Below are 18,872 nucleotides of genomic sequence, written 5' to 3' on the forward strand. Positions count from 1 at the left end.
ATAAAATAAACTATGTTTCCTCTCTTTTGCTCGCAGTGTTCTCTGCATTACGCCAACCGTTAAGCATAGTGTTATTATTATTTTGCTTAGGTTGTTTCTTATTATTATTTGGGCTTTGGGACCACCTCTACCCAGTTTGATTGCTAACGGGCAAACAAAATGGGGAACATTTCATTCATTCGCACCGTCTATTTCTCTCGCGTTTATTCTGTAAATAACATCAATGTAAAATTGCCACATTGCTAGGATTGAGCAAAATGCACACCAATCGCGTAACAAACAAAAAACAAGCCAGCAAAATAGGTAGAGTTCAATCTATTATTTTATGAAAAATGGATTATTTTTTAGACAACACAATGAAAAAAGAATGAAAAGTAGAGATATACAACCCGACGATAGTAGCATGTTCACGCGATGATGAACACAATCAAAAATAATACCGTCAAAAACCAAGCAATAAAATCGTTAAATTACAATAAATTAACGTTAACATTTAGTTAAAAGAGATAATACTGTGTTAGTCCTCATTTTCATGCAATAGCATCAAAACTCACCGCACAGCATAAATCCTATTTTTTACCCAAGAACAAAATTTACATTGAGTACTAATAAAAATAACGAAAAATTCGCATGGTAAAATAAGTTGAATCAACAGGATTGATGGCCAAATGAAACACTATCGGAAAGAAAGTCATGGCTGTGTAAAATATACAGAAGTAGAAAGAAGTGGTGCGTCCGAGATGACTCGAACATCCGACCCCTACCATGTCAAGAGAACGCACATAGTATTTTGAAATATCCCCTTGTAACTCAATGTTAAATCATTTCACCTAAACCCCTTTATTTTACTGACCTAAACGCCTATTATTTGTATGTGGTCGCTGACTGACGTTATTTGGCGTTGGTGGTCACACTAAAATATTGTGCGACACCCGTGCGACATTAATAATAGGAAGTGTGCGACATGGCAACTTTAAAGGCAAAGTTAACCGATTCGTTGTTAAAAAATATAGATCCTGAAATAAGGCGCATCAGCGATACCGAGGTTAAAGGATTTCATCTTCGGTTGGGGAAGCCTAAACCAGATGGAATTAGATCGGGTGCTTACTATCTCTATTACCGAATCGGCGGCCGTGAAGGGTTTGAGCGCAACTATAAGATAGCTAGCCTTGATGAAAAAAACATTACGCCAGCTAAAGCCCGAGACGATGCGAAAATTTTACAAGGCCGCATAAAAACTGGCATTGATGTTTTTGCAGAACGTGAAGCTCGAGAAAAAGCGTCTGCAGCACAAAAAAAGCTCGCTGATATAGCTGAATTAGAGCAAGCAAAGCAAGATTCTGAAACGGTAGAGTATCTACTGCTTGAGTTTACAGAGCGATACCTAAAACGCGAGCGTAAGCGCCCCGAGAGCGCAATTAGCATATTCAACAATGATGTTATTCCGCAGATAGGCAAAGTCCCGTTATCAAGCGTTACCAGCCGTTTAATTCTCAATGACTGTATCGATTTAATTGTAGATAGAGGCCACAAGCCACACGCACGCAAGACCCTAGCCCTAATTAAGCAAGCATTTCAGTTTGGCGTAGATAGAGGCCTAATAGAAATTAACCCTATTGCTAATACTTCGGTTACATCAAACACCGGCAAAGAGATTGCCCGTGATCGGTATTTAAACGATGACGAGTTGAAGCAACTATTTATAGACTTGCCAAAAGTCGGGATCACAAGGCAAGTTCAGTTAGTAATAGAATTGCTCTGCTTAACTGGCTGCAGAGTTCAGGAGTTAACCCTTGCCGAATGGTCGCATATCGACTTTGAAAAACGTATGTGGCACTTCCCTCCTGAAAACACCAAGAGCCGCCGCGGTGAAGAAAAGCCGCACTATGTTCCAATCAATGACGAAATAATTAAACGACTTAAAGAGCTATCAGTTCAGTTTGATTTTTTAGGCAGTAAGTATGTTTTCCCCTCAGTAACGAATAGAACAGGCTTACCAGGCACACAACCCATTGATAAGCGCAGTGTTGCCCGGGCTATCAAACGGCATATTAGACCTGATGACGTTGACGAGCCTAAAGGCAGATTTATAAACGTTGCAGCATTCACGCCGCACGACTTTAGAAGAACGCTACAAACGCACTTATCAAAAATGAAGGTCGATACCATTGTCACTGAGAAATTGCTAAACCATGAGCTAGCAGGAATGATGAGAGTTTATAACCAGCATGATTACATGGACGAACGCAGAGAAGCGCTAGAGCTTTGGGCCAACAAAATTAAGGATTTAACAGCATGACCAATTTTGACAACTACGTCCCTAAATTATTGCTCGAAGCACTAGAAGGTAAAGGGGATTTGCTTTCCCCAACCATAGTTCATCCTGAAATATGGCATCGGTTAGTGACTAAAAACCCAACAAATGAAAAAATCTGGAGGCTAGTATATAGACATGTTAATAGCAGTACGCCGAGTGTTTTTAAACATCAATTCTTTGCGTACCGTAATTTTATCGAGCGAATTGAAACTGCATATGATGGGATGGATAATTGGGAGAAACGGACCAATGCAGAAAAAAAGGAGAGGATTAACGAAATAGCACGATTAGCAAAAGCTCTTTCTAAGAAAATTCAGGGCACGCCATTTGATACGCAGGTCTTTGAATACTTTAACCATGAGTTTTACTTAGAGGCTCTAAATGAGATCAGTGAAAACAAGCACGATATGTTCGATTTAAACGTGAATGACCAATTTAACCTATCAGGTATTTACTCCCCTGATATCAGTCAGATAATGAATAACATGTCAGAGAGCATTAAGGAATCTGGAGCTGAAAGTGGAGTTCTTTCAAAAGTAAACGCTGAGGACTCCAACATAACTTATTTTGTAAGAGTGATATCAGATTGGCTTAATACTCACTTCGGTTCACCTTGCCATGAGTTAAACTCATTGTTAGCGAGCGTCATCTTTGAAGATTCACTTACAGTCGAAGACGTAAGAAATAAGTTGCGCAGATACCATGCCTCAGAAGGAAAAATTTCATATTCAAAGCAATACATCAGTCGATCTATTCAGAATAAACCAGACTCTTTTAATGAAGAATAAGCCTGTGACAAAATGAGCAATTTATCTATACTTTGTCACTCTCATAACATCCCGCATACACCCTAATATGTCTCCAGCGATTGGCGCTAACCACTAATTACTGGAGATACACCAAATGTCATACTTAACCACTATCGAACTAGCAGCACAGCTTAAAATTTCAGAAGTCACGCTCAGACAATCTAGAGTTACTGGCAAATTATTGGGAGCGAAAGCACCAAGACATTTAAAGCTAGGGAGACAAGTAAGATACTTGAGCTCTGATATTGAGCAATGGATTAATGAAACCAACCAAGTGGAGGCAGCGTAAATGAAAAAAGCCGCCACTCAATCGAGCAACGACTCTCTTTCACTTAGCACGAAAAAGACTAGCAGCAACAAGCGTAAGACGCAAAAGGAAAAAACACTCGAGGCTTTTATCAAAGCTGGCCAAGATGGTTTTTACCAAATACAAGCGTACAGCGCATTTCAAACAACTTGCCTTCACACTGTCGTTTCCAACTTCCAAAAAGAAGGGATCATGTTCGCAAGGAGACCAATATCCCACCGTAACTCTGACGGAGGTGAAACCACTTTTACTCTGTATTGGTTGGAGGATGATGAGGCCATTTTGCGGGCGTTAACAAAGCTCAACTATTTACGTGCCAAACGAGGTCTACCACCCTATAAAGGCGGCCACCCCTATCTACTTGATAGCCTAATAGCTTAAGCCCTTCGGGGCTATTTTAGGGGGCACAATGGCGAAACCTCAACCATTCGCAGGTATACCGAATAGGGTTAATGATCATCCTGATTTCAATAAATTGTCTGGTAATGAAATACGTTTACTCCTTTGGTTTGCTTATCAATACAAAGGCAAAAATAACGGGAAGTTGTGCGCGGTTTGGTCGCAGGTAAAACACCGCGGGTTTAAATCACAAACAACGCTCAGTAACGCTATAAAAGGATTGAGGCAAAAGGGGTTTATTGAATTGAGTAAAGGTAACGCACTCACTCAAAACGGCAGGACACCAAACTATTATGCCATTACGTGGGAAATGGTAAATGACATACCAGGCTTTCAAATGGATTTAAAGCCAACTAGAACCGCACTGAGGACGTTTATTGATGTTGTTGATAAACATAAACCTTAAATTTTCCATACTCCAGTTTCTGGAGGATAAAGGCTGTTTGTACTCCAGTTTATGGAGTATGCGAAACTTTTATACTCCACTTTCTGGAGGATGCGGAAAAAACCAAACTTAGTAAAAACAATCACTTATCGATTTATCAACCAATCTCGCATACTCCAGTTTCTGGAGACCTTAATAGTTAGCCATACATACAGTTTATTTAAACTGATTCAGTCTTTAAAAAACCACTTCTTAAAGGCTATTTATAATCGGGCGCAGTAAACAGGCTGAATTACCCGAAAAAGGGTAAGCGGTTACCCTAAAAGGGGTATGTATGTTTAGGTTTTTATCTAACGGCATGTGCTCACAGGCTAATCAGTCATTACCATTCAAAAATGTTTCAGATTAAAACCGTTCGCTAAACCGAAAGAAAAACCGATTCAAAGCCACGCAGAGCGAGAGGTACAGGCTAGAACTAAACCGATAGATAAACCGATGCCTAAACCGTTAGGCCCCCTGAACGATAGTTGCCTAATCAGGCAACTAAAGTTGTCTAATCGGTTAACTATATCCTCGACGCAATTAAACAAGCAGCTATGCAAGCCTTGTAATCACTGGGTACTAGCAAAATGCTATCCACCGACTCACTTCGAATAACAGTCATTTTTGACTAATAACTAGTCGTTTTTGACTGTTTTACTTAACTTAGTCCAGCAAGCATCTTTGACCCACTCTGAAAACGCCTGGTTGCTTCTATCGATGTCGATAGCTTCCACTAAGTCATCATCAAATCTTATTTGCTTCCGGGTTGAACCGGACCGCTCAAAAGATTTTTTTTCTTTTTTCTCTTGCATTGGTACGTACCACTGATTATAGTTAGTTAACGGTACGTACCAATATACATCAAGATGACGATCTTGCCTAACCTTAATACCGGAGCAAATACCTATGAAAGACAAAACAAAATCTATCAATGATTACAGCGATACTATTTCTAACAACGTAACGAAAGCATGCTCGATTTCTGTAGTGCTGCAGGCAGCCATAGAGAACGATTGTGAGCCAACCAAGCCGCACTTAGTCAATACTCTCTGGGCGGTAATTGATTTACTGGCAGAAGCGGAGCAAGCAGAGGAGCGCATCCTAGAAATAGAGCGCGGCCACAAGCGCGGTGAGAAGCCTCAAACCGCCGGCGAAGGTGCTGACGCGTCAACCACGCGTGAAAGTGGCGTGAAAGCCGCGTAAAGAAACCTTTAACCGAATAATCAGCTTTAAATTAACCCTAATGCTTATTGGAGCAAAAATATTATGAACACTAATACTTACTCAGTTAATCAGAACAGCCTACAAGACGCCTTTATCAATCTTTCTCAAGTTTCAGCAATGCTCAACATGCTTGCAGAGAACGGTGACGGAGGTACCTGCTTTACTTCGCATGAAGATGCAATACAGGTTATCTATGGTTGCCGCCAGATGATCAATGACACTAAAACCGAGCTAGAAAGTAACGCCGTAGCAAACACACCTGCACATTTGAGCGTGGATGAATTGCCAAGCTCAGGGATGTAGATAACTGGCACTAACTAAATTTTCTTTCGCGGTGCCCTGAAACGGGGCATCGCTATGAATAGCGCTACATCCCACCAATCTTAATTCAGGATGGTTTATATTTAGGCCCCCACCCTACCCCCAAGCGAACAGCAAACCGAACAGCTGAAAGCCGCAATAACACTGGCCTGATTAGGTAGTAGCGAACAGCCAATCGAACAGCCAAGTGACCAGTCAACCAACCAGCCAAGAACAGCAGAAACAGTGCGTTGTATAGCAGTATCGACCTACCAAGCGACCAGCCAACCGACCAATGAACTTTGATTTTTTCCGCTTACTATTTTGTGAACCAAAAGTTTTTTTCTTAGATTTAACACCCACGAACATGCACATACAAAAACCCTTTAAAATCAAAAACTTAGGTGTTTACAGGCCTTTTCGGTTGGTTTATAGTGAATTTGCTCAGGTTAAAGGCTCTGGGCAACTTTCTAGTTTCAAAGTGGATAGCCGATAACGCAAAGATTCCATGAGTATAGACCTGCGAGATGTAGGCGAGTACAGGCGGTGCAGTTTTTCTTTCAATATCTTTTAACTGCACCGGCTTATTCCCTGGTCAGTTGCCCAATTTTTTCACTAATTGGAAACTGAATCATGAAGAAACTATTAGAATTACGCTCTACCAAAGCTGAACTGCATAAGCAGATGAAAGCTATCGTTACCACCGCAGAAACGGAAAAACGCTCGCTGACTTCAAATGAGTCAACTAAGTTTGAAGGACTGCAAAAGCAAATTACCGACCTCAATCAAAAAATTGAATGTGAAGAAGTCTTAGCAGACAACGAACGTTCACTTATCACCGGCGAAACTCCAGAAAGCAAAACGGATAAACCAAGCAACAGCGAGTTAAGAGCATTTGTTCAAACAGGTGATCAACGAAGCTTAAGCGCTGGCGCAAATGCAGACGGTGGTTACACAGTCATTCCGGCAATCGACAAGGACATTACTAAGGTATTAAAAGAAAGCTCAGTCTTTCGCCAAAATGCCACAGTAAAAAGTATTTCCACTGAGAAGTACGAAAAGCTTGTTAGTGTTGGTGGTACCTCTGCCGAATGGGCAGACGAAGGTGATTCACGCGGCGAGACCGATACAGGTAAGCTCGAAAAGGTACAAATCCCAGTCCATTCACTTTATGCATTCCCCAAGACAACCCAAGAGCTTTTAGATTGGTCCGACTTTGATGTATCAGGCTGGTTAAGTTCAGAAGTCGCAGACGAAACCGGGCTAAAAGAAGAAGCAGCATTCTGGACTGGTGACGGATCCAAGAAACCTAAAGGCCTACTTACTTACACTCGCGATGCCGCAAACGATGCAACACGCTCATTCGGTGAAGTACAGGAAATCGAATCGGCATCAACAGGCACGATTGTAGGCGATGACCTTATCACCCTATCGCACACACTGCGCACAGCTTACCGAATGGCTGCCAAGTTCTATATGAACGACACCATGCTTGAGAAGGTACGCAAGCTTAAAGACACAGACGGTAACTACCTCTTTAGAGCTGGTATCGCAGAAGGCGCACCAAGCACATTACTTGGCAAGCCAATCGTTATTGCCGAAGACATCCCCGACGACCTAATCGGTTACGGTGACTTAGCAAGAGCATATTACGTAGTTGATCACACAAGCGGCACTCGAATGATTCGAGACAACATTACCCTACCAGGTTGGGTAAAAATGCTAACGACACGTTATGTAGGCGGTGGCCTAGTTGACTCAAACGCTATCAAGTTCTTAGCACCTAAAGCAGCGTAAACAAGCATAGAAATTAAGGGGCATTTAAAGCCCCTTTTTTGTAGAGGTTGAAATGAATCAAATTGAAATTAGAGCAGCGGCAGATCTTAGCTTACAAGGCAAAAAGATAATTGGCCGCCCCGTTGTTTACAACTCCCCTTCACAAGACCTAGGCGGGTTTGTTGAGGTAATAGGCTCAGGTGCTTTCGGTGATAGCGTTAATAATGATATCCGCGCCCTTGTTGAACATGACCAGAAATTAATTCTTGGCAGAACATCAGCCGGCACTATGACTATTAAAGAAGACGAGCAAGGCTTGCTAGTCGAAATTGACCCGCCAAATATTCAAGCAGCTAGAGACTTAATGACAAGCATAGAACGCAAGGACATTAGCGGCATGAGTTTTGGTTTTACTGTTAACCCTGAAGGTGCTCAATGGGACTTTGACCAAGTACCAGCCCTTAGAACAGTGACAAGCGCGAACTTGTTAGAAGTCACGATAACAGGAATGCCAGCATACCAGGCAACGAACGTTGAGGTAGCCATGCGCTCACTTCAAGAAAAGCAAAAATCAAATGACATTGACTTGATGCTTGCCAGATTGGAGATGATGAGATTATGAACTTACTAAAAATGTTCAAGCGCAGCGAACCGGTAACCGACACTTACGAATTGCTTCAATCACTGGGCTTAGGCTCGCCCACTGCCAGCGGGAAACACGTTAATAGTGAAGTAGCGCAAACTCTGCCCGCTGTATATTGCGCAGTTTCAACCATTGCCGAATCGGTGGCTAGTTTACCTATCCACGTTTACAGACGAACCGATGAAGGTAAACAGCGACAAGGCCGACACCATGTTGAGCGCCTACTAAACCAGGCACCAAACGCTTACCAAACTGCATATGATTTTAAAATGGGCTTACTAAGATCTGTTTTACTTCGCGGCAACGGGTACGCACATATTACATTCGACGGTACAGGCAAACCTAGCGCGTTACATTTACTGCACCCTGAATCAATACAAGTGGAGTTACTTTCTACTGGGCGACTTGGTTACAAGCACACTAACGCCAAGGGCAAGGAATCAAAGTATCTGCAGGATGAAATATTGCATATTCGCTACCACTCAGATGATGGGATAATAGGTAAAAGCCCTATTCAAGTTTGCCGAGAAAGCATAGGTCTAGGATTGGCACAGCAAGAGCATGGCGCCAGCCAGTTCAAGAATGGTATGCGAGTATCAGGCGTATTAGAAACGGACGCTAAACTCACTGATGAGCAATTCACAGCCCTAACTAAAATATTCGATAAGCACCAAGGTTCAGCCAACAGTAACAAACCATTGTTATTAGAAGGTGGCTTAAAGTGGAATCAAATTGGCCTCGCTAACAACGATGCGCAATGGCTCGAATCACGATTGTTCACAATCTCAGATGTGGCCCGAATGTTTAAGATTAGCCCTATCTTCTTAATGGACTACACCAACAGCACATACAGCAATTTTAGTGAGGCCAGTCGAGCTTTCCTTACTCAAACGCTTAGGCCATGGCTCAGCAACATTCAAGAAGGTTTAGCAAGCCGCCTCGTAAGCGATAGCAATAGAGCTAACACCATCATCGAATTTGAAACTAAAGACCTGCTAAGAGCTACAGCAGAGGACAGGTTCAATGTGTATGACATAGCCATTAGAAACGGAGTGATGAACCCCAATGAATGCAGAGCAGCAGAGAACATGCCACCGCGACAAGGTGGTGAACAGTTTAGCCAAAGTTGGATGCAACAAGACCAAGCAGCAACGAAACAGGAAACGGATTAGGTATCACATTTATGCCCATTAGACCTGGCAAGGCATGTCGAAAGACTGGATGCCCCAACATAGCAACCCACACGCAACATCAAGGCTACTGTGAGCAGCACAAGGACAGTGCTGGATGGTATGCCAATGAGAAAGCAAAAGGCAATCGTCATCAGCGTGGATACGGTAAAGATTGGCAACAACTAAGGGAAATAGTGCTGCAGCGAGACAAGGCAATATGCCAAGCGCACAAGAGGCAAGGCCAGATTGTAAGTGGTAATCATGTTGACCACATCAAACCTAAATCAATGGGAGGCACAGACAGCTTAACTAACTTAGAAGTGTTATGCAGTCGATGCCACAACGAAAAGACCGCTAACGAACGCACAAGAGGTACGGGGGTATTTTAAGGACTAAAGGCTTTTACTACAGTACCGCCGCCTAAGTATTTTTTACACACCGTCAGTTGAAAATTTAAGAAACGAGAAACAGGATCGACCATGACACAGCAATCATCAGCTTTAGAAAAGATGCTCAAAGGCACAAACCGCACCGATAGAGAAGCGCCTAAACTCAGTGTGGACGGTGCTTACAGCTTCCCGCACTGCCCTAAACACCTCAAAGGTGATCATCGTAAAATATGGGGTGAAGTAAACAAGGCAATGACGCAATATAGGGTGATCACCCTAGCCGATAAGCCACTTTTAGAGCAATATTGCTTTCTTTTAGCAAAATTACGGTCTGATCCTGACGCTTTTACAGCCTCTTTACACGCACAATTAAGAGGGTTAGCCACTGACCTGTGCCTAACACCAGAAAGTCGTGCTAAGGCTAAATTAGGGGCAATTGATGCAGATGCCGAAGCGCTTGCCAAGTATGGTGTTTAATTATTTTAGGCTTAAAGATAGACTGGGTGAAAGAAACTTAGTCTAAGGAAGCCCATGGTAAAAAATACGGAAGTAGATAAATTTGAATCAGACCCTTTTGGTTATTGCTCAACAGTTTGGCATGAGTGGGTTAATGTACAAATGCGGGCTGGTCATCATGTCAATTTGGAAAAAAGCCCTACTTCCGAAGAGTTAAAAAATCCAATTTTCTGGATTTGCCAAGCCAACTCTCTATCTGAATCAGCGAAGATACTAATCCGCACTACGCCTGATTTTTCTTCTATGCCGAAATCGATGTACTCGATTTGCTACAGGCAATATATGGCCAGCGCATTAATGATGCTCGGTTATAGCCTTGAACTCATGTTTAAAGGTTTATCAATTCAACAGTTCGGTGTTGAGACCTACACTAAGAACGAAAGGAAATACTTTTCTCATAAACTTCCCTGGTTAGTTCGCCAACATATTCAAATAACAGCGAAAGAAGAAGCAATATTAAAATGCCTTACTCATTTTTTATATTGGGCAGGGAGATACCCAGATCATGGAACCGGAAAAGAATCTGAGCTCGAGGATATTTTCAAGCTATCTGAAAGCAACCAAATATCTATGAAAGAACTTTCAGCGACATTAGATAGGTTGGTGAAATTTGCTACTGGAAAGATAATTAGCTCAAGCCAATAAATGATTTTAACAACAAAGAACATCAAATATCCAAGTGCGACACTAGTGCGACATATAAGGCTTAATAAATGATTGTGTTAGTGTTTACTATCGACTGAAAGCCTTAAGAAGTGGTGCGTCCGAGATGACTCGAACATCCGACCCCTACCATGTCAAGGTAGTGCTCTAACCAACTGAGCTACGGACGCACTAAAAAGATTTGCTAAGGAATCCCTCGAAGCGGCGCGTATAATAACGATGCTACTAAGGGACTGCAAGCTGTTTTTTAAGCCTTGCGTTCAGATGCTGAAATTATACACAAAACGGCGAATTATAATCGCGAACCCGCATTATTTTGTGTCAAATAGCCGAGTAATGTAGGTGTGATATCGTGTATATCTTTTACTTGCGTCACTGCGTTTAGCTCAATAGCGACTTTAGGCATACCAAACACCACACAACTCGCTTCGTCTTGAGCTAGGGTAAACCCGCCATTTTGCTTAATATGCAATAACCCTTGGGCACCGTCTTTCCCCATGCCAGTTAATATCGCCGCAACCACATTTTTGGCAAAAGGCACAAGTGATTCAAACATTACATCTACCGAGGGTTTATGCCCACTGACAATCCCTTCGCTGTCCAATTCTATGCGGTAGTCTGCCCCAGATTTGACTATTCTTAGATGCATAGCCCCTGGCGCTAAATAGGCATTACCCGGTAAAATTCGTTCACCGTGTTCAGCTTCTTTAACTGCTAGGCTACAACAACCATTTAATCGCTTAGCAAAGGAGGTAGTGAACCCAGGCGGCATATGCTGAGTTAACACTACCGCAGGGCTATTGGCTGGCATGGCCATTAGTACTTTTTTGATTGCTTCTGTCCCTCCTATGGAAGCGCCGATAGCGATGATCTTTTCAGTGCTTAGTAAGGGTAAACGAGCAGGCGTTGTAACAGTTGAAACGTTAGCCCGCTCTACCTTTGCTTTTGCTACCTGACGGATTTTTTCAACGATAACCTCTTGATATTGCTGTATACCCTCGCTAATGCCCAATTTGGGCTTGGCGATAAAATCTACCGCTCCAAGCTCTAATGCTCTTAGGGTGGCATCTGCGCCTTGTTCTGTCAGCGTGGATATCATCAACACAGGCGTCGGTCTCGCCTTCATTAATTTATCCAGAAAGGTTAAGCCGTCTACTTTCGGCATCTCAATATCCAGTGTGATGACATCAGGCTTGTACTTATTCACCATATCTCTTGCTGCATACGCATCCGGCGCGGCCCCCACTAATTGCATGTCTGGCTGCTGCTCGACTATTGCCCCAATAAGACTGCGAATAAGTGCCGAATCGTCGACAATAAGAACACGAATGGTCATCTTGTACCTCGTTAAAATAGTTCTACGTCACCAGTGGCTTGGGCATTTCGCTTGAGCTTCAAGCGATACTCACTTTCTCGGTCGAGTATGGTGGTGTTATGTAATGACTTAAGCTTGCGTACTTTCACCTCTCCGGTTTCTGGAAAGAAATAGACTTTGCGCGGATATATATCTAGCAAATCGCTGGCTAATATTGGAATTTGTTCAGTTTTTAAAAAATCCACCACAAACTCAGCATTGCGTTGACCAACTATGTTAGTCGTCATCCCTTGTAACACTGCCCCGCCGCCAAATACTTTTGCTTCTAAGCGCCGCTTGTCGCCGCCTAATTTCAAAATCTGGGTGATCAGTATTTCCATCGCATATACCCCATAGCGTGCCGACGCCGACACTGGGTTATCCCCGGCGTTGTCGCTGGGCAACAAGAAATGGTTCATGCCACCAATTTTTAACTTAGGGTCACGTAAGCACACCGCTACGCACGAGCCAAGCACGGTAAGGATCAATGTCTGTTCAGTGGTGGCATAGTACTCGCCGGGCAAAATTTTAATGGCATCGCATTCAAAGTGCCTATCATAGTATCGATTGGGGACCATGCCATTGGTATTAAAATCTGCATAATAATCGCTCACACCGACCTCTTAACGGGTTTGTAAACCGTCTTGCCTAATAGCTTGACCACGTGCTCTGCGGCAGCGAAATTTTCAGAATGGCCCGCCACATAAATCCCTTTTTTTGACATCATAGATACCATGCGTTCAAGGATCCGTATCTGGGTTTCTTTATCAAAATAAATCATCACGTTACGACAGAAAATCACATCGATAGGTGACGGTATTTGCCACTCTTTTGCGGTTAAATTAAGTTGAGTGAACGAGACCATTTTTGCTAATTCAGGCACCACTCTCACTTTGCCAGCATTGCTCCCTGTGCCTTTTTGGAAAAAGCGCTTCTTCTGTTCTAGGGATAACCCCTCTATTCGTTCAATGGGATAAATGCCATCACGGGCAGTTTGTAGCACTTTGCTGTCAATATCAGAGGCAATAATCTCAATAGGCACATCAAAACGCCCGTACGTTTCAGCCACAGTCATAGCAATAGAATATGGCTCTTCGCCGGTGCTACTTGCTGCGCACCAAATTCGACGACTGTTTGGCATTTCCTGCAAATAACGCTTGAGCACGGGAAAATGATGAGACTCGCGAAAAAATGAGGTTAAGTTGGTGGTAAGCGCATTAATAAAATGCTGTTCTTCATTTTCATGCGTTGCCAAATATTGTAAATACGCCGCGAAGTGAGGCAGTTTCAGCGCCCTCAACCTTCTCGCCAGGCGGCTATAAACCATCGAATCTTTACTGTCTGCCAGCTGTATTCCGGTCTTTTTATACAAAATCCCTTTAACTTGCTGAAAATCGCTTTGGCTAAACGCAAATTCTTTCTTCGCTGCGCCGCCACCAATGTTAGATACCATTAATCAAAAGCTCTCCCACTCGTCTTCTTCTTGAGTGGTCGCCTGAACTAGCTTGATGCGCTCTTTGTGTTGTACTGGCCTCTTCGTCTCTGCCTTGGGCTGAGGTGCCAATCGAGGCGTGACCTGTAAGTCATTCTCATCAAATTTAAATGCCGCCACTCGCTCGCTTAACTGCTCAGCTTGCGATTGCAAACTCTCAGCAGCCGCAGTTGCTTCTTCCACCAGCGCTGCATTTTGCTGGGTGGCTTCATCCATCTGGTTAATCGCTTTACCTACTTCATCAATACCCGAAGCCTGCTCTGCCGAGGCAGCGGCAATTTCAGCCATTAAATCATTAACGCGTTTAATCGAGGTCACAACGTTATCCATGGTTTCACCGGAGCGATTGACTAACGTATTGCCGTTTTCAATTTTGGCGACAGAATCTGAAATGAGTTCTTTTATATCTTTTGCTGCATTGGCAGAGCGCTGCGCTAGGGTTCTCACTTCAGAGGCAACCACAGCAAAGCCACGACCTTGCTCTCCTGCTCGCGCTGCTTCTACTGCCGCATTCAAGGCTAGAATGTTGGTTTGAAAAGCGATGCCATCAATAACCCCTATGATGTCGGAAATTTTTCGAGCCGACTCATTTATAGAAGACATAGTCGCAACCACTTGATTAATTAAATCGCCCCCTTCGCTGGCCACAGTTGACGCCTGAGACGCTAAACCATTGGCTTGATTAGCGTTTTCTGCATTAAGGCGAACCGTCCCCGTTAACTCTTCCATGGTCGATGCGGTTTCTTCTAAACTTGATGCTTGACGTTCTGTGCGATTAGACAAATCGGAATTGCCTTGGGCTATTTCAGATGACGCATTTCGAATGGTTTCAGTCGAGCCATTAATTTGGCCAATGGTATCGGCTAATGAGGCAATAAAGCGGGTAACGTTTTCGCCTAGCTCGTGAAACTCGCCACTGAATTGATGATTGAGCTTAGCGGTTAAATCACCATCAGAAAGCAAATTAAGTACGCGTTTAACTTCGTTTATCGCTTGTTTGCGGGCGGTAATGTCGGTGGCGTATTTCACCACTTTAAACGGCTTACCGTTTAAATCTAGTATCGGATTGTAAGATGCTTGTATCCACACTTCATTGCCTTGCTTGGCAATACGCTTGAACTCATCTGAGGTGAACACGCCATTGTTAAGCTGCTCCCAAAAAGCGCGATATTCGTGGCTATTCTTATACTCAGATTCAACAAACATACTATGATGTTTGCCCACAACTTCTTGCTCGTTGTAACCCATCGCGTTTAAAAAGTTATCGTTTGCCGATAAAATCACGCCATTCATATCAAACTCAATCACAGCTTGAGATTTACCAATGGCATCTATCTGACCCGAGTAGTCAGCATTATGTAGCTTCTGTGCGGTAATGTCGGTAGCGTACTTAACCACTTTGAAGGGGTTACCATTGACATCCATAATGGGGTTATAAGACGCTTGGATCCACACTTCATTGCCTTGTTTGCCAATGCGTTTAAATTCAGCTGAAGTGAATTGCCCCGCGTTAAGCTTTTCCCAAAACTCACGATAGGCTGCACTGTTCTTATATTCAGGCTCCACAAACATACTATGATGCTGTCCTTGCACCTCTTCTAAGGTGTACCCCATGGTTTCGAGAAAATTTTCATTGGCGCGTTGGATCACCCCCTTCATATCAAATTCAATCACGGCTTGAGATTTACTGATGGCGTCAATCTGCCCCGAATAATCAGCGTTGCGCTTTTTTTGCTCGGTGATATCGCTGGCATATTTGACGACTTTGAATGGTTGGCCGTTTAAGTCCATAATCGGGTTATACGATGCGTGGATCCATACATCATTACCTAATTTATCAATGCGTTTGAACTCACCAGAATTAAATTCGCCAGCCTTTAGGTGCTCCCAAAATAAGTGATACTCGTGGCTATTTTTGTACTCTGGCTCAACAAACATACTGTGATGTTTGCCCACCACCTCTTGCTCGTTATAACCCATCGCGTTTAAAAAGTTATCGTTTGCCGATAAAATCACGCCGTTCATATCAAACTCAATCACGGCTTGAGATTTGCTGATCGCGTCGATTTGTCCGGCATAGTCAGTACTTTGTATTTTTTGCGCAGTGATGTCGGTGGCGTACTTAATCACACCATTGGGTTTACCCTCTTCGTCAAAAAGCGGGTTATATGACGCCTGAATCCAAACAACTTTTCCACCTTTGGCTACGCGCTTGTATACGTCTGAGGTAAACTGCCCACGATTTAGCTGTGCCCAAAAATCACGGTATTCTTGGCTATTTTTATATGCCTCATCCACAAACATACTGTGGTGCTTACCTACCACTTCATCGGCGCGATAACCCATAGCGGTTAAAAAATTATCATTCGCGGCTTGAATGATGCCATTTAAATCAAACTCAATGACAGCTTGAGAACGATCAATTGCGTCGAGAATCGCTTGATCACGCATCTGTGATGCTTTTGAACTTTTGCTGCCTAACCAACCAAAAAGGCTCATACGTTACTCCTTCGTTGTTGCATGATTATCAAACAAACCCAACTCATCGCTTGATATTAAACTTTCAATATTGACCAAAATAACCATGTGCTCCTCCAAAGAAGCTAAACCCAATAAGTATTTACTGTCGAATGCCACACCAAATTCTGGCGGTGGTCGTATATCTTCGTCTTGTAACTTGATGACGTCTGACACCCCATCGACCACTATGCCAACGATGCGATCACATACATTGAGCATAATCACTATGGTGAACTCGGTGTAAGTGGCTTCCCCCACAGAAAACTTAATGCGTAAATCAATGATAGGCACTATATCTCCACGCAAGTTTATGACGCCTTTAATAAAGCTAGGCGCATTGGCGATTTTGGTCACTGTCTCGTAACCGCGTATCTCTTTAACGGTCATGATATCTAACGCGTAATGCTCTTCACCTAAGAAGAAGCTGAGAAACTCGTTCGACTCTGCGTGCATGTTTTCTTGCGTGATGTTTGAATTCATAAGATGCTCTCTTTACTCATTCCATTTGCTTTAACGCTATTGGCCAGCGACTCTACATCAAGGATAAGGGCAACTTGCCCATCGCCCATTATGGTCGCCCCAGCAACGCCTTCTACCCGGCGATAATTTTGCTCAAGGCTTTTAATAACGACTTGCTGTTGCCCCATTAACCCATCCACTAATAGACCAAAACGTTTATTACTGCTTTCAATCAACATCACAATAGCCCGGCTGGGCTCAGTAATAGCCCCCTCGATTTGCATTTTTTGATGTAGCTTGACCAGAGGCCAGTATTGGTCACGGATCCAAAGTAGTTTATCGTTTGAAATCAGCTTCATTTGGCTTGGGTCTGGCTGTACCGATTCGATAATATTAACCAGAGGTACGACAAACGTTTGACTGGCAACCGACACGCAAATCCCATCCACTATGGCTAATGTGAGAGGTAAGTGAATATTGAAACTTGACCCTTCCCCCTGGCTTGACTCGATTTCTATTCGCCCGCCTATGGCTTCAAGATTACGACGCACCACATCCATGCCGACTCCTCGACCCGACACGTCGGTCACTGCTTCAGCGGTTGAAAAGCCAGCTTCAAAAATCAATTTCCATACATCACTATCGGGCATATCAACATCAACTGACATACCATTTTCTTGCGCTTTGGCTAAAATTCGCTCACGGTTTAAACCCGCGCCATCATCGATGATACTAATAATGATGCTGCTGCCTTTTTGCTCGGCTTTAAGGATCACCGTGCCCATTTCAGCTTTGCCTAAAGCCAACCTGTCTTCCGTTTTTTCGATTCCATGGTCAATGCTGTTGCGCACCAAATGGGTGAGCGGGTCCACTAACTTTTCAATCATGCCTTTGTCTATTTCCGTATTGCCCCCTTCTATCACCAAGTCTACTTTTTTCCCTAACTTGCTGGATAGGTCACGCACCACTCGAGGGAAGCGATTGAAGGTAAAATGCATGGGCAACATACGCATAGACATAACCGATTCTTGAATTTCTCGGGTGTTACGGGTCAGTTCTGCAATAGCATTTTGAAGCTTTTCATTGGGTTCACCCGGCATATCAGAACTAACTTGAGATAGCATTGATTGGGTTATCACCAGCTCCCCAATAAGGTTGACCAATGAGTCTATTTTTCCGGTATCTACGCGAATAGAAGACGATTCGACGGATGCTTTTGCAGTACTGCTCTTAGCAGCATTTTTTTTAGGCTCTTTAACGGCGCTTGTTTTTTTCGATTTGGCATTGGGCAGAGGTAATTTCTCAAAAAAACCATAGCCTTTTTTATTATCACTTGGATCGTCCTTCGGGTGCTCGTTCTCAGGGAAAAAACCGTACCCTTTATCAATACTTTCGTCTGCAGGCGGCGCGGTATCACAGTTGATGGCGCTATTTCCGGCGTTAGTTGCTGGTGTTTCGGTCGGGGTTGTATCAAAAAAACCAAAACCTTGGTTTTCGTCATTTTCAGGTTCACTTGCGGTGGCTGGCGGTTGCTCAAAAAAACCGAAACCATCTTCGTCATCGTCATCTATTTGCGCAGTATGAGCGTCACTTGGCTCGTCATCAAAGAAGCCAAAACCGTCTAAGTCACCGCTAACGCCTTCATTATTTTCGTTTTCATCATTATCGCCGTCATCGCCTGTATTTGAACTGTTTTGGGCGGTTGAATCTTCTAATGATGTCATTAAAATGTTGAGTTTACTGATCCCCTGATCAATATCCGCTTGCTCAATCTCTTCTTGATTGCGGTAATTGTCTAAGGTCACTTTGAGTAAGTCGGTCGTTTCAAGCAACAAATCAACAATCGGTGTGGTCATCTCAATTGTATTATTACGTGCCCTATCAAGCAGATTCTCCATAATGTGGGTCAAGCCAGTGAGCGCATCAAACCCAAAAATACCGCTACCACCTTTAATCGAATGAGCAGCGCGAAATATGCTGTTTAACTGTTCAGGGTCGGGCTCAGACAAGTCCAGCTCCATAAGTTGCTGTTCCATGTCGGCAAGGTGCTCTTGACTCTCATCAAAAAAAACACCGTGGAATTGTTCCATATCAATGGACATATC

Annotated in this window: 20 protein-coding genes and 1 tRNA gene; 13 read left to right on the plus strand and 8 right to left on the minus strand. The window is 43.3% G+C overall.

Annotation, left to right across the window (positions count from 1 at the left end; all coding sequences use genetic code 11):
- Positions 1-964: 964 nt before the first annotated feature.
- The 5 genes from GCHA_RS07320 to GCHA_RS07340 all read left to right on the plus strand — a co-directional run bounded on the left by GCHA_RS07320 (position 965) and on the right by GCHA_RS07340 (position 4,238).
- The gene (locus GCHA_RS07320; RefSeq protein ID WP_007986644.1) at positions 965-2,299 is read left to right on the plus strand and encodes a tyrosine-type recombinase/integrase; all 1,335 of its coding nucleotides are present in this window, start codon (positions 965-967) and stop codon (positions 2,297-2,299) included.
- Positions 2,296-3,105, plus strand: coding sequence for a hypothetical protein (locus GCHA_RS07325; RefSeq protein WP_007986646.1), 810 nt, complete (start codon positions 2,296-2,298; stop codon positions 3,103-3,105). Before GCHA_RS07320 ends, GCHA_RS07325 begins: the two co-directional genes overlap by 4 nt.
- A 115-nt stretch (positions 3,106-3,220) precedes the next feature.
- On the plus strand, positions 3,221-3,415 hold the full coding sequence (locus GCHA_RS07330; RefSeq protein WP_007986647.1) for a helix-turn-helix transcriptional regulator: 195 nt from the start codon (positions 3,221-3,223) through the stop codon (positions 3,413-3,415).
- Positions 3,416-3,814: a hypothetical protein gene (locus GCHA_RS07335; protein ID WP_007986649.1), complete on the plus strand. Its 399-nt coding sequence runs from the start codon at positions 3,416-3,418 to the stop codon at positions 3,812-3,814.
- Between the two features lie 28 nt (positions 3,815-3,842).
- Positions 3,843-4,238: a hypothetical protein gene (locus tag GCHA_RS07340; protein WP_007986650.1), complete on the plus strand. Its 396-nt coding sequence runs from the start codon at positions 3,843-3,845 to the stop codon at positions 4,236-4,238.
- 656 nt (positions 4,239-4,894) lie between these two features.
- On the opposite strand, the gene GCHA_RS22540 is transcribed toward GCHA_RS07340, so the two are convergent.
- Positions 4,895-5,071: a hypothetical protein gene (locus GCHA_RS22540; protein WP_007986652.1), complete on the minus strand. Its 177-nt coding sequence runs from the start codon at positions 5,069-5,071 to the stop codon at positions 4,895-4,897.
- A 94-nt stretch (positions 5,072-5,165) separates the two neighbouring features.
- Here GCHA_RS22540 and GCHA_RS07345 point away from each other — a divergent pair, with 94 nt between their 5' ends.
- The 8 genes from GCHA_RS07345 to GCHA_RS07385 all read left to right on the plus strand — a co-directional run bounded on the left by GCHA_RS07345 (position 5,166) and on the right by GCHA_RS07385 (position 10,924).
- Entirely contained in the window at positions 5,166-5,462 is a 297-nt protein-coding gene (locus tag GCHA_RS07345; protein WP_007986654.1) for a hypothetical protein, read from the plus strand.
- Positions 5,463-5,525: 63 nt separating this feature from the next.
- On the plus strand, positions 5,526-5,786 hold the full coding sequence (locus GCHA_RS07350) for a hypothetical protein (protein WP_007986656.1): 261 nt from the start codon (positions 5,526-5,528) through the stop codon (positions 5,784-5,786).
- A 630-nt stretch (positions 5,787-6,416) separates the two neighbouring features.
- Entirely contained in the window at positions 6,417-7,580 is a 1,164-nt protein-coding gene (locus tag GCHA_RS07360; protein ID WP_007986660.1) for a phage major capsid protein, read from the plus strand.
- 52 nt (positions 7,581-7,632) lie between these two features.
- On the plus strand, positions 7,633-8,181 hold the full coding sequence (locus GCHA_RS07365) for an HK97 family phage prohead protease (RefSeq protein WP_007986662.1): 549 nt from the start codon (positions 7,633-7,635) through the stop codon (positions 8,179-8,181).
- Positions 8,178-9,374, plus strand: a complete 1,197-nt coding sequence (locus GCHA_RS07370) for a phage portal protein (RefSeq protein ID WP_007986664.1) — start codon at positions 8,178-8,180, stop codon at positions 9,372-9,374. The genes GCHA_RS07365 and GCHA_RS07370 overlap by 4 nt, the downstream gene beginning before the upstream one ends.
- An 11-nt stretch (positions 9,375-9,385) precedes the next feature.
- Entirely contained in the window at positions 9,386-9,763 is a 378-nt protein-coding gene (locus GCHA_RS07375; RefSeq protein ID WP_007986666.1) for an HNH endonuclease, read from the plus strand.
- 90 nt (positions 9,764-9,853) lie between these two features.
- Entirely contained in the window at positions 9,854-10,240 is a 387-nt protein-coding gene (locus tag GCHA_RS07380; RefSeq protein ID WP_007986668.1) for a hypothetical protein, read from the plus strand.
- A 54-nt stretch (positions 10,241-10,294) separates the two neighbouring features.
- Positions 10,295-10,924: a hypothetical protein gene (locus GCHA_RS07385; RefSeq protein ID WP_007986669.1), complete on the plus strand. Its 630-nt coding sequence runs from the start codon at positions 10,295-10,297 to the stop codon at positions 10,922-10,924.
- Positions 10,925-11,035: 111 nt separating this feature from the next.
- Here GCHA_RS07385 and GCHA_RS07390 read toward each other — a convergent pair.
- The 7 genes from GCHA_RS07390 to GCHA_RS07420 all read right to left on the minus strand — a co-directional run bounded on the left by GCHA_RS07390 (position 11,036) and on the right by GCHA_RS07420 (position 18,869).
- Positions 11,036-11,112, minus strand: a tRNA-Val gene (locus GCHA_RS07390).
- Positions 11,113-11,234: 122 nt separating this feature from the next.
- A complete protein-coding gene (locus tag GCHA_RS07395) occupies positions 11,235-12,278 on the minus strand; it encodes a protein-glutamate methylesterase/protein-glutamine glutaminase (RefSeq protein WP_007986670.1) in 1,044 nt (347 codons plus the stop codon).
- 11 nt (positions 12,279-12,289) lie between these two features.
- Entirely contained in the window at positions 12,290-12,874 is a 585-nt protein-coding gene (gene cheD / locus GCHA_RS07400; protein ID WP_049797725.1) for a chemoreceptor glutamine deamidase CheD, read from the minus strand.
- Between the two features lie 32 nt (positions 12,875-12,906).
- Positions 12,907-13,749, minus strand: coding sequence for a CheR family methyltransferase (locus GCHA_RS07405; protein WP_007986672.1), 843 nt, complete (start codon positions 13,747-13,749; stop codon positions 12,907-12,909).
- Positions 13,750-13,752: 3 nt separating this feature from the next.
- Positions 13,753-16,287 (minus strand): methyl-accepting chemotaxis protein, encoded by a 2,535-nt coding sequence (locus GCHA_RS07410; RefSeq protein ID WP_007986673.1) that lies wholly within the window; start codon positions 16,285-16,287, stop codon positions 13,753-13,755.
- Between the two features lie 3 nt (positions 16,288-16,290).
- Positions 16,291-16,788 (minus strand): chemotaxis protein CheW, encoded by a 498-nt coding sequence (locus GCHA_RS07415; protein WP_007986674.1) that lies wholly within the window; start codon positions 16,786-16,788, stop codon positions 16,291-16,293.
- Positions 16,785-18,869 carry a chemotaxis protein CheA gene (locus GCHA_RS07420; RefSeq protein ID WP_007986675.1) on the minus strand — a complete coding sequence of 695 codons (2,085 nt, stop codon included), beginning with the start codon at positions 18,867-18,869 and terminating at the stop codon, positions 16,785-16,787. The genes GCHA_RS07415 and GCHA_RS07420 overlap by 4 nt, the downstream gene beginning before the upstream one ends.
- Positions 18,870-18,872 lie beyond the last annotated feature (3 nt).

The organism is Paraglaciecola chathamensis S18K6 (genome assembly GCA_000314955.1).
GTDB lineage: Bacteria > Pseudomonadota > Gammaproteobacteria > Enterobacterales > Alteromonadaceae > Paraglaciecola > Paraglaciecola chathamensis.

Bases quoted from the DNA above. Each gene is read 5' to 3' on its own strand.
- GCHA_RS07320 (WP_007986644.1), top strand. From the start codon at position 965: ATGGCAACTTTAAAGGCAAAGTTAACCGATTCGTTGTTAAAAAATATA.
- GCHA_RS07325 (WP_007986646.1), top strand. From the start codon at position 2,296: ATGACCAATTTTGACAACTACGTCCCTAAATTATTGCTCGAAGCACTA.
- GCHA_RS07330 (WP_007986647.1), top strand. From the start codon at position 3,221: ATGTCATACTTAACCACTATCGAACTAGCAGCACAGCTTAAAATTTCA.
- GCHA_RS07335 (WP_007986649.1), top strand. From the start codon at position 3,416: ATGAAAAAAGCCGCCACTCAATCGAGCAACGACTCTCTTTCACTTAGC.
- GCHA_RS07340 (WP_007986650.1), top strand. From the start codon at position 3,843: ATGGCGAAACCTCAACCATTCGCAGGTATACCGAATAGGGTTAATGAT.
- GCHA_RS22540 (WP_007986652.1), bottom strand. From the start codon at position 5,071: ATGCAAGAGAAAAAAGAAAAAAAATCTTTTGAGCGGTCCGGTTCAACC.
- GCHA_RS07345 (WP_007986654.1), top strand. From the start codon at position 5,166: ATGAAAGACAAAACAAAATCTATCAATGATTACAGCGATACTATTTCT.
- GCHA_RS07350 (WP_007986656.1), top strand. From the start codon at position 5,526: ATGAACACTAATACTTACTCAGTTAATCAGAACAGCCTACAAGACGCC.
- GCHA_RS07360 (WP_007986660.1), top strand. From the start codon at position 6,417: ATGAAGAAACTATTAGAATTACGCTCTACCAAAGCTGAACTGCATAAG.
- GCHA_RS07365 (WP_007986662.1), top strand. From the start codon at position 7,633: ATGAATCAAATTGAAATTAGAGCAGCGGCAGATCTTAGCTTACAAGGC.
- GCHA_RS07370 (WP_007986664.1), top strand. From the start codon at position 8,178: ATGAACTTACTAAAAATGTTCAAGCGCAGCGAACCGGTAACCGACACT.
- GCHA_RS07375 (WP_007986666.1), top strand. From the start codon at position 9,386: ATGCCCATTAGACCTGGCAAGGCATGTCGAAAGACTGGATGCCCCAAC.
- GCHA_RS07380 (WP_007986668.1), top strand. From the start codon at position 9,854: ATGACACAGCAATCATCAGCTTTAGAAAAGATGCTCAAAGGCACAAAC.
- GCHA_RS07385 (WP_007986669.1), top strand. From the start codon at position 10,295: ATGGTAAAAAATACGGAAGTAGATAAATTTGAATCAGACCCTTTTGGT.
- GCHA_RS07395 (WP_007986670.1), bottom strand. From the start codon at position 12,278: ATGACCATTCGTGTTCTTATTGTCGACGATTCGGCACTTATTCGCAGT.
- cheD (WP_049797725.1), bottom strand. From the start codon at position 12,874: ATGGTCCCCAATCGATACTATGATAGGCACTTTGAATGCGATGCCATT.
- GCHA_RS07405 (WP_007986672.1), bottom strand. From the start codon at position 13,749: ATGGTATCTAACATTGGTGGCGGCGCAGCGAAGAAAGAATTTGCGTTT.
- GCHA_RS07410 (WP_007986673.1), bottom strand. From the start codon at position 16,287: ATGAGCCTTTTTGGTTGGTTAGGCAGCAAAAGTTCAAAAGCATCACAG.
- GCHA_RS07415 (WP_007986674.1), bottom strand. From the start codon at position 16,788: ATGAATTCAAACATCACGCAAGAAAACATGCACGCAGAGTCGAACGAG.
- GCHA_RS07420 (WP_007986675.1), bottom strand. From the start codon at position 18,869: ATGTCCATTGATATGGAACAATTCCACGGTGTTTTTTTTGATGAGAGT.